The organism is Herbaspirillum sp. Sphag64, from assembly GCF_014192645.1.
Classification (GTDB): Bacteria; Pseudomonadota; Gammaproteobacteria; order Burkholderiales; family Burkholderiaceae_D; genus Herbaspirillum.
Window position 1 is genome coordinate 1 of the sequence record NZ_JACHYE010000009.1, and the last position, 15,295, is coordinate 15,295.

Below are 15,295 nucleotides of genomic sequence, written 5' to 3' on the forward strand. Positions count from 1 at the left end.
ATTTAACGCCTTATGTCTTGGAAATGCTTCGTAGTATTGAATTTCTTGAGGATGCAGATCCAATTCCATCCGCTCCGATTTATTCGGACGAGTAAGCAGTTTGGGACATCCGGGCCGGAACGCCGCATTGACGGGTCGTATCGGATGTAAAAACTGAAGTAGGTCACGGTTTGCATCCAGATTGTCCTGCGACTTGATCAAAGACCTGATTGAAGCAAGCCGTCACGAGCTGGATTAAATGACCCCCTGGTGTTTGGTAGTAATAGCAGTCTGGTCTATTTGGCTCGAACTGAGGGGCAGTTCAATTTCGCCATTTCATTTAATTGCCTGAACGCAAATTGATTGCACGCAAACAGTCTTCCGGTCCACCGATCACAAGCTCAGAGGAGCACGCGATCATCAGATTGCGTACCAAACCAAAATCCTCGACGATCAACCCATGTTCATCAACACAATGATTCTGTACCGATTGGGTGTTCTTTATCTGATCGACGAGTGGTCTGCCATCGTCGGTGTAGGCCCATACCGACTTACCTAACGCGCGTGCAAAACCAATTTCGAAACAGGTGCCGGAGTCGGGCTCTGCACCACGGAAGTTGTTGACGTTGGCCATCACTAGATCCGCTTGATGTATCAGTGCAATGTTGGCGTTGTAAATCCAATCGGCCAGTGCTCTTCCCGTCAAGTTTGCGGGCGCTTGATTATCGAGCGGGAATAAACCTTGAAAGCCATACTGGGCACACAGCGTGTGCAGGGACTTGCCATAATCGCTGGCATCTAGACGGAAGACATCAAAACCTGCGAGATAGATTTTTTGTTCACGTGGATTTACCATTTTTAAAGATCCCCGGTCACGTCGTCGGTGATATCTGCAGATCTTGTGGAGATATTCCATTGACCTGCGACAGCAGTGGTCGTGATGGAATGCTTTTCCATCTTCCAGCCAAAGATGCTGAAGAAGAGAAGGACAGCAAAGATCGCAACAACAGTGACGATATTTAGCCAATGTGGACAGATAGTATCGATCGATTTCAGGATGTCAGTGAGTTGATATATGCTGCTCGCTGTACGAAGCAGAATCGCAATGGCGGTACAAGTAAAGAGAGCAATAAAAAGCGAAAAAAAGATCTTTGAAAAAATCGCATTGACTTTGGTTGGTGAGTAGATCGTCTCCAGCTTGCGCTTCGACTTATCGCCATTGGTGTGATCTGGGGCAAACACTGTTTTGTACAACGGTCCAATCACATCATCTTCCAGCAATTCGACTTGTGCTTCCCAGTTTGCCTGCCAGAATTTACTGCCCTTGTTAGCGTGCTCCCAGCCCCTGCTGAAAAGTGCTCCCAGACCTGCCAATATCAGCAACATGAGTTGGTACAGCAATGTCAGACTTGCGCTCCCATCGTTTTTGAATGAGGCCGTCGCAACCACACCATACGCAGTCAACGTCGCAGCGACGATGGCCCAGAAATAGGTCGATCGCTTCCAGTAGAGTTCGATTTCAAATTTTCTGATATCCAGGGCGGCATTGTAGGCAAGCCGAAGTCGCGAATCCGAATCCGGTGCTTTACCTTGTCCAATCCTGGCGAGGTATTCGGTGTAGTCGCCAGATCTTTCTGGCTGTGAAGGGCAGGTCGGCGTCCTGCTCTTAAATGCAATAGCACGTCTTTTACCTCGCTCCGTCATATCCTCTCCTTGATGAACGTCATTGTTAGCTTTTGTCTACGGCCGATGGGCCGGATCATAGCATCGCAATCCCGGCCAAAACAGCGGAAAACCCAGTCATCTCTGATAAGATGTCACATAACTTTTTCCAGCATCAACGCCCATGACCACCACTGAGAGCCCCAGCCCGCTGCTGCGTCCGCGCAAGAAATCCCAAAGCCTGTCGCAGGAAGTGGTCAATGCCATCTCTGAATTGATCACCAATGGTCGCTTGAAGCCAGGCGACAAGCTGCCGACCGAGTCTGAAATCATGTCCACTCAAGGTGTTAGCCGCACCGTGGTGCGTGAAGCGATCTCGCGTTTGCAGGCCGCTAATCTGGTGGAGACCCGGCATGGTATCGGTACCTTTGTGCTAGAGCCACCGAAGACGGGCAATATCCATATCGATCCGGCGACCATCACCACCATGAAGGATCTGCTGGCCTTGCTGGAGCTGCGTATCAGCCTGGAAACCGAGACTGCCGGACTGGCTGCAGCCCGCCGTAGCGATGCGCAATTGCAGGAGATCCGGCTGGCACTCGATGCGCTGCGTGACAATCTGGCGCAGGGTAAGGACACCATCGATGCAGACTTCCGCTTTCACTCCCAGATCGCCAATGCAACGGCCAACCGCTATTTCATTGAGATCATCAGTCATCTTGGCAATGGTGTGATCCCACGTAAGCGCCTGGATACGGCACAACTGGCGCGGGATCAGCAGGCTAGCTATCTGGACCGCGTGCAGCGTGAGCATGAAGATATCTACGAAGCGATCGCCCGGCGCGATACCGAAGCCGCTCGTGCCGCCATGCGTAACCATCTGACCAATAGCCGTGAGCGCCTGCGCCGTGCGCATGAGGCAGCAGAGTCAGGCGTTGTTGGCAGCACCACCGAAAATAGTGTCGCCCAGTAATTCCTTACGGCAACTCTCAACCCGGTTTTACGCACAACAACGACACCAAGCCAGTAGCAAAAACTACTGGCTTTCTTTTTATTGATGTTGTACGATGACTGATATCTTGAAGCCTGATTCTTGATGCTGAGAACGAAGCACGCTTTGGCGCGCTTCTGGCACCTCTACAGCGACGGAATTTTTAACATCATCCTTTGGTACCTACTGACATGTACACACCACAAGACCTGAAACACATCCTCTCTTCCGGCCTGCTGTCGTTCCCGCTGACCGACTTTGATGAACAAGGTGATTTCCGTCCCAAGACCTACGCCGAGCGTCTCGAGTGGCTGGCGCCTTACGGTGCCAGCGCACTGTTCGCTGCGGGCGGCACGGGGGAGTTCTTCTCGCTGGTACCGGGCGAGTACAGCGACATCATCCGCACCGCGGTCGACACCTGCAAAGGCAAGGTGCCCATCATCGCCGGTGCCGGTGGCGCAACCCGCGCAGCAATCGCCTATGCACAGGAAGCTGAACGTCTGGGCGCGCACGGCATTCTGCTGATGCCCCATTACCTGACCGAAGCCAGCCAGGACGGTATTGCTGCACACGTTGAAGCGGTGTGTAAATCGGTCAAGTTTGGTGTGATCATTTATAACCGTGCCGTCTGCAAGCTCAACGCCGATACGCTGGAGCGTCTGGCTGCGCGTTGCCCGAACCTGATCGGCTTCAAGGATGGCGTTGGCGAAATCGAATCCATGGTCACCATCCGCCGCCGTCTGGGCGATCGTTTTACCTACCTCGGCGGCTTGCCGACTGCGGAAGTCTATGCCGCTGCCTACAAGGCGCTGGGTGTGCCGGTGTATTCGTCGGCGGTGTTCAACTTCATCCCGAAGACAGCGATGGACTTCTATCACGCGATTGCCAAGGATGATCACGCCACCGTTGGCCGTCTGATTGATGACTTCTTCCTCCCCTACCTGGAAATTCGCAATCGCAAGGCTGGTTATGCCGTGAGTATCGTCAAGGCCGGTGCCCGCGTGGTGGGTCACGATGCTGGTCCGGTACGTACGCCACTGACACCTTGCACGGAAGCCGAGCACGAAGAACTGGCCGCGCTGATCAAGCGTCTTGGACCGCAGTAATCAGGCCGATAAACCGCTGCAACAGCATCACAAGAACAGCAGCACCAACCTTGATCGCCCTCGTGGCGCTTGGTGAATGTACTCACACTGACCGCCGGCCTGTACCCGCGGTCAGTTTTTTTTAGCAGTTTTTAAAGTTTTTTTGACATCGACCCACGGGAGAAACACATGTCGCAATTTGCAAATTACATCAACGGTGAATGGCTGCAAGGAAACAGCGTCAGCCATAACATCAACCCTTCTGATCTGAGCGACGTCATCGGTGACTACGCGCAGGCCGATGTTGCGCAGGCCGATCTGGCTATTGCCGCTGCACAGGCGGCTTTTCCTGCATGGAGCACCGGTAACCCGCAAGCGCGAGCCGATGCGCTCGACAAGATCGGCAGCGAAATTCTGGCACGTAAGGATGAGCTGGGTCGTCTATTGTCACGCGAAGAGGGCAAGACACTGGTCGAAGGCATCGGTGAAGCCAGTCGTGCCGGTAACATCTTCAAGTTCTTTGCGGCCGAAGTGCTGCGGATTCAGGGGCAGAAGCTGGCCTCGGTCCGTCCCGGTCTGGATGTGGAAATCACACGCGAGCCACTGGGCGTGATTGGCATCATCGCACCGTGGAATTTCCCGATGGCGATTCCAGCCTGGAAGATTGCACCAGCACTGGCCTATGGCAACACGGTGGTATTCAAACCGGCTGAACTGGTACCTGGCAGCGCCTGGGCGATTGCTGAAATCATCAGCCGTTCCGGTATTCCAGCGGGTGTGTTCAATCTAGTCATGGGCCGTGGTTCGGTAGTGGGGCAGCGCTTTATCGATGATCGTCGTGTCACAGCATTGAGCTTCACCGGCTCAGTCTCAACCGGTAACCGTGTCGCGCAGGGATGTATCGCCCGCATGGCCAAGTTCCAGCTGGAAATGGGCGGCAAGAATCCGCTGGTCATCCTCAATGATGCTGACCTCAATGTGGCCGTGACCGCTGCGGTGCAAGGCGCGTTTTTCTCGACCGGTCAACGTTGCACTGCTTCCTCCCGCATCATTGTCGAGAAGGACATTTACCCACGTTTTATCGAAGCAGCACGTGCACAACTGGCTGGTTTGCGTATCGGACATGCCTTGCATCAGGATACCCATATCGGGCCCGTCGTTGATCAGTCGCAGCTGGACCAAAACCTGTCCTATGTTGCCATCGGCAAGCAGGAAGGTGCGCTTCTGGTGATCGGTGGTGAGACCGTGGAACGCGATACGCGTGGCTTTTACATGACTCCGGCCCTGTTTGCCGATTGCAGCAACGATTTCCGCATTTCCCGCGAAGAGATCTTCGGGCCAGTGGCGGCAGTGATCCCGGCAGACAATTATGAGCATGCCTTGCAGTTGGCCAATGACACCGAGTTCGGTCTCTCCTCCGGCATCTGCACCACCTCGCTGAAGTACGCTACCCACTTCAAGCGTCATGCACAGGCAGGCATGGTCATGGTCAATACGGCCACTGCCGGTGTTGATTATCACGTGCCATTTGGAGGTCGCAAGGGCTCCAGCTATGGCCCACGTGAACAAGGCAGCTACGCCGCCGAGTTCTACACCACCGTCAAGACTGCCTACACCGCAGCCTGATGTAAAAAGGCCGCTCCTGGAGGGGAGCGGCCTGTTGAATTTCAGTATAAAGATCGATCTCAATCCATTCTGTGACGTTCAGAACTGTTCCCAGTCCTCATTCGTCGTTACCAACGGTGCAGCTGGTGATGCAATTTTCTTTTGCGCTGGTACCGTAACGGCGGTCTTCGCTGCCGGCGATATCGCTACCTCTTCCGAAGTACCATCAAGCGCAAATACACTGACGACTTCGGCCAGCGTCATGGCTTGATTCTGCAGCGACTTCGCAGCCGCAGCGGCTTGCTCTACCAACGCCGCATTTTGCTGGGTCACGCTATCCATTTGGGTGATGGCCTGGTTGACCTGCAGGATGCCGGCACTTTGTTCTCGGCTGGCAGCGCTGATCTCGCCGACGATGTCAGTGACCCGCCTTACACTATCAACCACTTCCTGCATGGTGACTCCGGCATGTTCGACCAGCTTGCTGCCGGAATCGACCTTGTGGACCGAGTCGGTGATCAGTTCCTTGATCTCACGCGCAGCACTGGCCGAGCGTTGCGCCAGACTGCGCACTTCCGATGCAACAACGGCAAAGCCACGTCCCTGTTCGCCAGCACGCGCTGCCTCGACGGCGGCGTTGAGTGCCAGAATATTGGTCTGAAACGCAATGCCGTCAATCACACTGATGATGTCCACAATCTTACGTGAAGAGGTATTGATGGCCTGCATGGTATCGACTACCTGGGCAACCACGGCACCACCTTTGATCGCTGTTTCAGAGGCCGATAATGCCAGTTCATTGGCCTGTACGGCATTATCGGCATTCTGTTTGACGGTACTGGTCAGTTGCTCCATCGAGGCGGCGGTTTGCTGTAATGAGCTGGCCTGGGTTTCGGTTCGGGCCGAGAGATCCATATTGCCACTGGCAATATCGCGCGCGCCGAGATTGATCACGCGCGAACTCGCATGTACCCGTGAGACGGTACGCAACAGGCTTTGCTGCATGCTGTTGATGGCAGAAAACAAGCGACCGATTTCATTGTTCCCGGTCGTTGTGACAATGACATTCAGATCACCAGTCGCGACCTGATCAAGCAGGTTCACCGCGCGATTGAGCGGGGCCAACACGACCCGACGCAGCAGCAGATGCACTGCAACCACCAGCGCCATTGCCGCAGCCAGACCGGTCAGTACCAACACGACGACCATGTTGTATTCCTGTTCGCGGTCTGTGACGATTGCCTGCACGTTATCCTTGGTCTGGCTCTGAAATTTTTCCAGCAAGGTTGAGAACTGCGCCCCTTTCGCCGTGATGTCGCGGCCATTGATCTCGGCATAGGCCGCCGTATCATTGTTACGCAGCGCTGTCATGGCTTGCTTGAGCGCAGCAGAGAGCTCCCTTCCGGACGTCACCAGTGCGTGCTTGAGGACATCATCCTGACCGTTGAAATCCGGTGCTTGCTCGAATTGATCGAGCGTCTTCAGAGCGCGTGCATAAGTGGTCTCGGCATTGTTGAGCGCCGCGTCCCGGATGTGTTGATCATTCGCCTCTTTGAGTGCCGTGTAGGCACGCGTGAGCGCCGAGCGGGTACGTGTGGTGTCCTTGTAGGCATCGTTGACCGCAAATACCCGTAGCGCGATTTCATGCACCACCATGGTGGAGGCATTAGTGCGCCCCAATGTGAATACCCCCACTGCGGCACCGATCACGATCATGATCGCAAACAGTGCCAGGGCCCCCATCAAACTAAAGCGAACGGTGATGTTGCGCATGGTGTCATTTCCTTCTGCAGCGGTGATGGCATTCCTGGCGATTGTGCCGGTCGTGCCGGACGTATCAGGGCAAGTTGATGATTTCTACCCAGTTCGGGTTCTTGCCAACCTCCAGATGCTGCAACGTAGTCAGCGCACCGGTTTTTTGATTAATGCGGTAACTGGTCAGACCATTCGACTTTTGTCCGACCGCGATCAGATATTTGCCATGTGGATCGATGTTGAAGCCACGTGGCTGTGTCTCGGTAGCAAAGCTGCTGATGCTGCTCAGCGCACCTGTACGTGCGTCAACACGATACGCTGCCAGCGTGCTGGAGGTGCGCTCAGAGGCATACACGAAGCGGCCATTTGGTGTGATGTGAATATCCGCCGGTGCCGGTGCATCGCCCTGGAAACCAGCGGGTACGGCAGTGATGGTGCCTTGCAGTTGTAGCGTGCCACGCGCACCATCGTAACGATAGGTGTTAACGGTGCCATTCAACTCATTGGTTGAGTACACATAGTGATGCTTGGGATCAAACACGAAATGGCGCGGACCCGCACCGGCTGCCGTGGAGACCGCAGCGGGCGTATTCGGCGTGAGGCTGCCGGTGGCGGCATCGAAGTGGAATTGCAGAATCACGTCGCTGCCAAGATTGGACGCGAACACGAACTTGTTGGTTGGATCAACGCCGATCTGATGCGCGTTCTTGCCGGTCGGCGTGACTTGTACGCCTTCACTTTGCGCTATACCCAGTGCATCAATCGGATTGACCGAGATCTTGTGACCGGTATAAGACGCTGCCAGCAGGTAACGACCGGTCTTGTCGGTCGCCAGATTGGCCATGTTGTCGGCCAGTGGCACGGTGGACAATGCACGCAACTTGCCGCTTTGCTGATCGACGGCGAAGGTGGTCACCGAATAGGGCTGTGAGCGCAACGATGCGTACAGACGGTGATGGTCCGGGCTGAGTGCCAGTGGCATCACATTGCCGCCGGTCTTGACCTTGTCGATCCAGCTCAGATTGCCATCCTTGGGATTCAATTCCAGGATGTCGATTTCCTGACTGTCGGCATTTGATACATAGACGATGGTTTTGGCCAGCGCCGGTGTTGAGAGTATTGCGCAGGCGCTGAGGGTTGCTAATGCCAGTGTATTACGCAGCAGTGTGGTGCTTGTTCCGATATTCATTGTCTCTACTCCTCCTTGGTTGGTAAACGTCCCCAATGTTGTTGTTGGATGTGCGGGGACGGGTTGCTATTACTATTGAAACGACATTGGATGATCAGGTAATCGGTGCCGGGTTGAACAAAGTCAACGCGTTATGCAGCTTCCACTTCTCGGCCCAGGTCTGCTTGCGGCCACTGGCCACATCCAGCATCAGGTGGAACAGTTCCCAGCCGACATCTTCAATGGTCGCTTCGCCACTGGCGATACGTCCGGCGTTGACGTCCATCAGGTCATGCCAGCGGCGCGCCAGATCGTTGCGGGTCGCCACCTTGATCACGGGAACCGCGGCCAGACCATAGGGTGTGCCACGACCTGTGGTGAAGATGTGCAGGTTCATCCCAGCCGCCAGTTGCAGCGTGCCGCAGACAAAATCGCTGGCCGGTGTGGCGGCGTAGATCAATCCCTTTTGTTTGAGCTTGTCGCCCGGTGACAGCACGCCGGCAATCGGGCCGCTACCAGATTTGACGATCGAGCCCATGGCCTTCTCAACGATATTGGCGAGACCACCCTTTTTATTGCCAGGCGTGGTGTTCGCGCTGCGATCGACACCGCCGCGCTTGAGATAATTGTCGTACCAGTCCATCTCGCGGATCATCGCCTGCGCAACATCGGCATTGATGGCACGCGAGGTCAGCTGGTCGATACCGTCACGCACTTCGGTCACTTCCGAGAACATTACACTGGCACCAGCGCGCACCAGCAGATCGGTGGCAAAGCCGACTGCCGGGTTGGCGGTCACACCAGAGAAGGCATCGCTGCCACCGCACTGCACACCAACCACCAGATCGGCTGCCGGGCAGGTCACACGGCGGCGCTTGTCGAGCTCTTGCAGGCGGGCTTCAGCCATGTCCATGATGGAGGCAATCATGGAATTGAAGCCGACATGTTCCGCATCCTGCAGGCACACCACATAGGCAGCACCTTCCTTGTGGATGGGGATCATTTTTTCCGGCAGCAGGCGGTTCGGTTGCAGCTTCTCGCAACCGAGACTCACCACCATGGCCTGTCCGCCAAAGTTGGGGTTGAGGCTGATATTACGCAGCGTGCGGATCGGAATATCCGCATTGGGCGCATCAATGGCGACGCCGCAACCATAAGTATGTTCCAGTGCGACCACGTCTTCCACATTCGGGTACTTGGGCAGCAGCTCTTCGCGAATGCGCTTGACCGCATGTTCAACCACACCGGCCACGCATTGCACGGTAGTGGTGATGGCCAGCAGGTTACGCGTACCAACCGAGCCATCGGTATTGCGATAACCCTCGAAGGTATAGCCGTCCAGCGGTGCTGCCGGTGCTGGCACACGGGTGGCAATCGGCAGGTTATCCAGCTCGCGTGCTGGCGGCAGGGTGACCAGCGACTCTTCGATCCAGCTACCTTTGGCAATATCACGCACGGCATAGCCGATGGCCACGTCGTAACGAATGATCGCTGCGCCCTGCGCAATATCGCGCAGCGCAATCTTGTGACCTTGCGGCACGGCCTGCAGCAGTGTCAGACCATCGGGGAACACGGTACCAAGGGGCAAACCGCCATCGTTGACGACGATGGCGACGTTGTCGTTGGCATGCATCAGGATATAGCGCGCCGGAGCTGACTGGCTGGCGGCTTGAGGTTCAGCGTTAGATTCAGCTTTAGATGCAGTAGACATAATTTTTTCCATTTGCAAAAAGTAATGCGAGCGGTGTCAGCAGTCGTCAGACCGGCTTGAGCTGAACCCGCTTGATGTCCTTGACGATCACCAGATAGCTGATCACGGTAACCAGCGCATTGGCGCCAACAAATACCAGTGCACCACTGAAGGAGCCACTGGCCTTGAGGATATAGCCGATCACAATCGGTGTCGTGATGCCGGCGACATTGCCGAACATATTGAACAGGCTGCCGCTGAGGCCGACGATTTCCTTCGGTGCCGTATCGGCCACAACCGCCCAGCCTAGTGCGCCGACGCCCTTGCCAAAGAAGGCCAGCGCCATGATCGCCACGACCAGCCATTGCGTTTCTACGTAGTTGCACAGGATCATCGTAGTCGATAGCAGCATCCCGGCCACAATTGGAATTTTGCGCGATAAGGTCAGGCTCATGCCGCGCTGGATCAGGCGGTCAGAAATCATGCCGCCGACGACGCCACCGATGAAGCCGCAGACCGCCGGAATGGACGCCACAAAACCGGCCTTCAGGATCGACATGCCGCGCTCCTGCACCAGATACACCGGGAACCAGGTAAGGAAAAAATAGGTAATCGTATTGATACAGTACTGACCCACATACACGCCCAGCAACATCCGGTTGCTCAGCAGCTGGCGCACATAGCCCCAGTTGGCCCGCTTGTCCTTGGCGGGCTGATGCGCCTGCGGCTGTTGATCCATATTCACCAGCGCGCCGCCCTGCTCGATATAGTTCAGCTCGGCACGGCTGATCAGCGGATGCTCCTTGGGCGCATGGATGACCTTGACCCAGATCACCGACAGCGCAATACCGAAGCAGCCCATGACCACAAAGACGTCATGCCAGTTGTAGGTATGGGCAATCCATGCCATCAACGGCGTAAACAGAACTGCCGCAAAATACTGGGCTGAGTTGAAAATCGCCGAAGCCACGCCGCGCTCGGCGGTTGGGAACCAGGACGCCACAATGCGTCCATTGGCCGGGAACGACGGCGCCTCGGCCAGGCCCACGATAAAGCGCAACGCAAACAAGGCCGCCACCGCCATGCCAGTACCAAGCCAGCCCACACCCGCTTGCAGCAAGGTAAATAACGACCACAGGAAGATACTTGCCGCATACACGCGCTTGGAGCCAAAACGGTCCAGCAGCCAGCCGCCTGGCAATTGCGCCATGACATAGGCCCAACTGAAGGCAGAAAAGATATAGCCCATCATCACCGGGTCCAGACCCAGATCGGCTTTCATGGATGTACCGACAATCGACAGCGTGGCCCGATCCGCGTAGTTCAGAGTCGTCACCACAAACAGCATGAACAGCACCAGATAGCGGATGTGGCTTGCTCGCGCGCCCGCTACTGCGCTGACTTGATTGATACGCACAGACCTATCTCCGACGAGTACGGTGCGTCTGCCGGCGGACTATCGTCAAGCACCGGGCAGATGCTGCCGCAACTGATGTCTGCGGGAGTCTCCTACCCAGGTTTGCGACGCCTGCGGCAATGGCGGCACCAGGTTTTATTATAAAAAGTTGCTTTACAGACTGAATTGTTATCAGTCATCGTACAACATGTCTGTGAGTATAAACAGCCGCCTTTTGTTTTGCAAACGAATTATCGCGATCGATCAGGGTTGTTTTGGAAAATGGGGAAATCTGACGTACAGGATGCGGAGCGGAGATGGCAGTGAGAGACAACCTGCACTGATCTGGGTTTATTTTTGATAGTGTGAGCTCATTCACGGGCGCAGTATAAGTCTCCCTATAGTTGAGGACCCTAAAATGCTGCCTGCGCTGTCATCTTGTCATCCGAGTACGTCTCAAAAGACCCCAATTAATGCTCTAAAAGAGCGCCTAGAGCGTTTATCTCTTGAACACGAGATCGTCAATGCGGCCAGCAGTACCAGCCGCATTGACATGGGTCCAGAAAGTCAGCGAGCAATATCCTTGAAGAAGATTATGGAGGCGATCAGCAGCAACGAGACGCTGTTTGAACAGGTAAAGAGAATCTGTATACGCGATCCTGATCAGGAATCGACACCTGTGCAGGAAAAAATGGATTGTGTGATGCAGCAAGCCACCAATGAATCGAAGGAGCAGCTGATATTTATTGCCGAAGAAGTAGGCAGGCAGCTAAAGCCCTGGTCTGATGTGGTTGAAGCGCACGGTCTTACACTTGGTGATGCCACTAGAAAAAATCTCCAGGAGATGGTGATCGATGGACCTGCCCGAAAACGGATCATGGAGGAATGGCCATGGAAGATGGTAGGTAAAAAACTAGGACTCGACCTTGATGACCCTGAAGTCAAGATGAAACTTCAGCAGGTTGTGATCGATGGACCTGCCAAAGATCAGATCATGAAGGGAAGGCGATGGGATAAGGTGGATAACAATCTTGGACTCGACCTTGATGACCCTGAAGTCAAGATGAAACTTCAGCAGGTTGTGATCAATGGACCTGCCCGAAAGCTGATCATGGAGCGAACGCGATGGGATCAGTTGGATGAAAAGCTTGGACTCGACCTTGATCACCCTGAAGTCAAGATGCAACTGCAGCAAATTGCGATCGACGGACCTGCCCGAGAAATGATCATGGAGGGATGTTCAGGGATTATGGCATGTGAAAAGCTTGGACTCGACCTTGGTAAGCCTGAAGTCAGAGAGAGACTTCAGACGTTTGAAAGTCAGAGGAAGGTGATCGATGAATCTGCCCGAGAACAGATCATGAAGGGAGGGCGATGGAATGAGGTAGGTACGAAGCTTGAACTTGAACTTGATCGTCCTGAAGTCAGGCTGAAACTCCAGCAAATTGTGATCGATGGATCTGCCCGACATCAGATCATGAAGGGGGGGCGATGGGATGAGGTGGGTAAGAAGCTTGGACTCGACGTTGATAACCCTAAGATCGAGAAAAAACTTCAGCAGATTGTGATCGATGGACCTGCCGTAAAGCTGATCATAGATGGTGAGCTATTGGATACAGTGTGTAGGAAGCTCGGGATTCGCGCTAATGAGGAACTTCAGAAGATTGTAAGGCAAAGGAAACTGATCGATAGAGGGGTCCGAAACGAGATCATGAATGGGCTGCAATGGCATGCAGCGGCTACAGCGTTTAACCTCGACCTTAGTAGGCCTTACGTCGCGATTAAACTTCAGTTAATTTCGATCGATGGACCTGTCCGAAAACTGATCATGGAAGAAAAACCATGGAAGGAGGTGGCTACAGCGTTTGCACTTGACCTTGATGCCCCTGAAGTCAAGACGAAACTTCTGCAGGTTGTGATCGATGAATCTGCCCGCGAACAGATCATGAAGAGAGAGCGATGGGATGAGGTAGGTAAAAAGCTTGGACTCGACCTTGGTGACCCTGAAGTCAAGATGATACTTCAGCAGGCTGTGATCGATGGGCCTGCCCGGGAACTGATCTGGAAGGGGGAGCACTGGAAAGAGGTGGGTGAAAAACTTGGACTCGAAATTAGAAATCCTAAAGTTAAGATAAATCTTCAGCAGGTTGTGATTGATGGACCTGCCCGAAAACTGATCATAGAGGAAAAGCCATGGGAAGAGGTGGGTGAAAAATTTGGACTCGAAATGAAAAAAACTGAAGTCAGGATGTTACTTCAGCAAATTCTGATCGATGGACTTGTCCGAAAACTGATTATGAACGGAGAGTCATGGAAAGAGGCGGGTAAAAAGTTTGGACTCGACATTGATCATCCTGAAGTCAGCAGGAAACTTCAATATATTGCACGTCAGTGGAAAAAAGCAGAAGAACTGATAATGGATGGATGGTGCTGGTATGAGGTGGGGGAAAAGTTTGACCTCGAACTTGATAAACCTGACGTCAAGACTGCATTGCAGATGATTGTGATTGAGGGCCCTGCCAAAGACAGGATCTTGCGTGGAGAGCAATGGTATGAGGTGGCTAAATGCCTTGAAATCGACCCTGAGAATCCTGAGTTCGGGATGAAACTTCAGCGGATTGTGTTCAATGGACCTGCCCAAAAAATGATCAAGGAGGGATGGAAATGGGATGAGTTGTATACAAAACTTGGACTCGAACCTGGGAATGATAAATTCAGGATGAAACTTCAGAAGATTGTGATCGACGGACCTGCCAAAGAACTGATCATGACGGGATGGAAATGGAATGAAGTGGGTGAAAAGTTGAGACTCGAAATTAATGATCCTGAAGTCAAGAAGAGACTTCTGGAGATTGTGTTCGAGCGACGTGCCCGAGACCAGATCAGGGAGGGAGGGAAATGGAAAGAGGTAGGTGAAAATCTTGGACTCGAAATTAATGATCCTGAAGTCAAGAAGAGACTTCAGGGGATAGTGATCGATGAATCTGCCCGAGAACGGATCAAAGAGAGAGGGCAATGGAAAGAGGTGGGTGAAGAACTTGGACTCGAAATTGATGATCCTGAAGTCAACATGCTACTTCAGGATGTTGCACTCTTTGGACCTGCTCGACAACTGATCAAAGGAGGAATGTTATGGAAAGAGGCAGGTAAAAAATTTGGACTCGACATTGACAATCCAGAATTCAAGATAAAACTCCAGCACATAGCGATCGATGGACCTGCCCGAGAGCTGATCCTGAAGGGAGGGCAATGGAAAGAGGTGGGTAAAAAACTTGAACTCGAAATTGATGATCCACAATTCAAAATGCCACTTCAGAAATTTGCGACCGATGGACCTGCCCGAGAACTGATCAACAAGGGAGAGAAATGGTATGTGGTGGGTGAAAAACTAGGACTTGAAATAGATCAGCCTGAAGTCAAGAAGGGACTTCTGTGGAGCGTGGTGTCAGGACTTGACCCAGAACTCCTGAATGAAGAGGCTTTGGAAAAGACCTGTGCAACTTTTGGTCTCATCATGGATGACATGCGGGCGTACATTGCAAGTAAACAGTTCCAATCCCACCGCATGATCTATAAAAGTAAGCACTTTCAACGCAAGAGGGCCATTGCGCCCCCCCCCTGATAAGCGCTCTAGATACAGCTAGTTGCAGGGCTTCGAGATACTCAGAGGGGCGCTTCCAGCTAACATGTGAAGATGGAATGTGAAGGGCTTGCCGTAGATCGTCGTCTTTCAACCTGGCTTGCTCTGCCAAATGTGTTGCTTCTGTACCGCAATGCTGCGTGGCAGCAAATTTACCCCGGTAAAACACCCTTTGCAGAGCAGGTCAAGTCGCTTGCGGCTGTCCGGCGAGTCGCTATATATCCAGAAAAATAGCGGTCAAAATCACAATAAAAATATTAATTTTTCATCGAATAGTTTCTGGCTAGTGCTTACCGTTCAGCCTATTATTTTCGGACGCAATCG

10 protein-coding genes are annotated in these 15,295 nt (G+C 53.5%); 4 read left to right on the forward strand and 6 right to left on the reverse strand.

Annotated features, from left to right (window positions below):
- Positions 1-319: 319 nt before the first annotated feature.
- Both FHW66_RS14430 and FHW66_RS14435 read right to left on the reverse strand, forming a co-directional pair.
- Positions 320-835: a nucleoside 2-deoxyribosyltransferase gene (locus FHW66_RS14430; RefSeq protein ID WP_183380522.1), complete on the reverse strand. Its 516-nt coding sequence runs from the start codon at positions 833-835 to the stop codon at positions 320-322.
- Positions 836-837: 2 nt separating this feature from the next.
- Positions 838-1,683, reverse strand: coding sequence for a hypothetical protein (locus tag FHW66_RS14435; protein ID WP_183380523.1), 846 nt, complete (start codon positions 1,681-1,683; stop codon positions 838-840).
- Between the two features lie 142 nt (positions 1,684-1,825).
- Between FHW66_RS14435 and FHW66_RS14440 the strand changes: the two genes are divergently transcribed.
- From FHW66_RS14440 to FHW66_RS14450, 3 genes are all read left to right on the forward strand, one after another.
- Positions 1,826-2,614: a FadR/GntR family transcriptional regulator gene (locus FHW66_RS14440; RefSeq protein ID WP_183380524.1), complete on the forward strand. Its 789-nt coding sequence runs from the start codon at positions 1,826-1,828 to the stop codon at positions 2,612-2,614.
- Positions 2,615-2,823: 209 nt separating this feature from the next.
- Positions 2,824-3,738, forward strand: coding sequence for a 5-dehydro-4-deoxyglucarate dehydratase (gene kdgD, locus FHW66_RS14445; RefSeq protein WP_183380525.1), 915 nt, complete (start codon positions 2,824-2,826; stop codon positions 3,736-3,738).
- 168 nt (positions 3,739-3,906) lie between these two features.
- Positions 3,907-5,343, forward strand: coding sequence for an aldehyde dehydrogenase family protein (locus FHW66_RS14450; RefSeq protein WP_183380526.1), 1,437 nt, complete (start codon positions 3,907-3,909; stop codon positions 5,341-5,343).
- A gap of 78 nt (positions 5,344-5,421) precedes the next feature.
- Here the strand turns inward: FHW66_RS14450 and FHW66_RS14455 are convergent, their stop codons facing one another.
- From FHW66_RS14455 to FHW66_RS14470, 4 genes are all read right to left on the reverse strand, one after another.
- Positions 5,422-7,095, reverse strand: coding sequence for a methyl-accepting chemotaxis protein (locus FHW66_RS14455; RefSeq protein WP_183380527.1), 1,674 nt, complete (start codon positions 7,093-7,095; stop codon positions 5,422-5,424).
- Between the two features lie 64 nt (positions 7,096-7,159).
- Entirely contained in the window at positions 7,160-8,266 is a 1,107-nt protein-coding gene (locus FHW66_RS14460) for a beta-propeller fold lactonase family protein (protein ID WP_183380528.1), read from the reverse strand.
- 94 nt (positions 8,267-8,360) lie between these two features.
- Complete coding sequence (gene garD, locus FHW66_RS14465) at positions 8,361-9,956, reverse strand: galactarate dehydratase (protein ID WP_370543473.1); 1,596 nt, start codon at positions 9,954-9,956, stop codon at positions 8,361-8,363.
- A gap of 46 nt (positions 9,957-10,002) precedes the next feature.
- On the reverse strand, positions 10,003-11,283 hold the full coding sequence (locus FHW66_RS14470; protein ID WP_183380657.1) for an MFS transporter: 1,281 nt from the start codon (positions 11,281-11,283) through the stop codon (positions 10,003-10,005).
- 631 nt (positions 11,284-11,914) lie between these two features.
- Between FHW66_RS14470 and FHW66_RS14475 the strand changes: the two genes are divergently transcribed.
- Entirely contained in the window at positions 11,915-14,953 is a 3,039-nt protein-coding gene (locus tag FHW66_RS14475) for a hypothetical protein (RefSeq protein WP_183380529.1), read from the forward strand.
- Positions 14,954-15,295 lie beyond the last annotated feature (342 nt).

Bases quoted from the DNA above. Each gene is read 5' to 3' on its own strand.
- FHW66_RS14430 (WP_183380522.1), bottom strand. From the start codon at position 835: ATGGTAAATCCACGTGAACAAAAAATCTATCTCGCAGGTTTTGATGTC.
- FHW66_RS14435 (WP_183380523.1), bottom strand. From the start codon at position 1,683: ATGACGGAGCGAGGTAAAAGACGTGCTATTGCATTTAAGAGCAGGACG.
- FHW66_RS14440 (WP_183380524.1), top strand. From the start codon at position 1,826: ATGACCACCACTGAGAGCCCCAGCCCGCTGCTGCGTCCGCGCAAGAAA.
- kdgD (WP_183380525.1), top strand. From the start codon at position 2,824: ATGTACACACCACAAGACCTGAAACACATCCTCTCTTCCGGCCTGCTG.
- FHW66_RS14450 (WP_183380526.1), top strand. From the start codon at position 3,907: ATGTCGCAATTTGCAAATTACATCAACGGTGAATGGCTGCAAGGAAAC.
- FHW66_RS14455 (WP_183380527.1), bottom strand. From the start codon at position 7,095: ATGCGCAACATCACCGTTCGCTTTAGTTTGATGGGGGCCCTGGCACTG.
- FHW66_RS14460 (WP_183380528.1), bottom strand. From the start codon at position 8,266: ATGAATATCGGAACAAGCACCACACTGCTGCGTAATACACTGGCATTA.
- garD (WP_370543473.1), bottom strand. From the start codon at position 9,956: ATGTCTACTGCATCTAAAGCTGAATCTAACGCTGAACCTCAAGCCGCC.
- FHW66_RS14470 (WP_183380657.1), bottom strand. From the start codon at position 11,283: ATGCTGTTTGTGGTGACGACTCTGAACTACGCGGATCGGGCCACGCTG.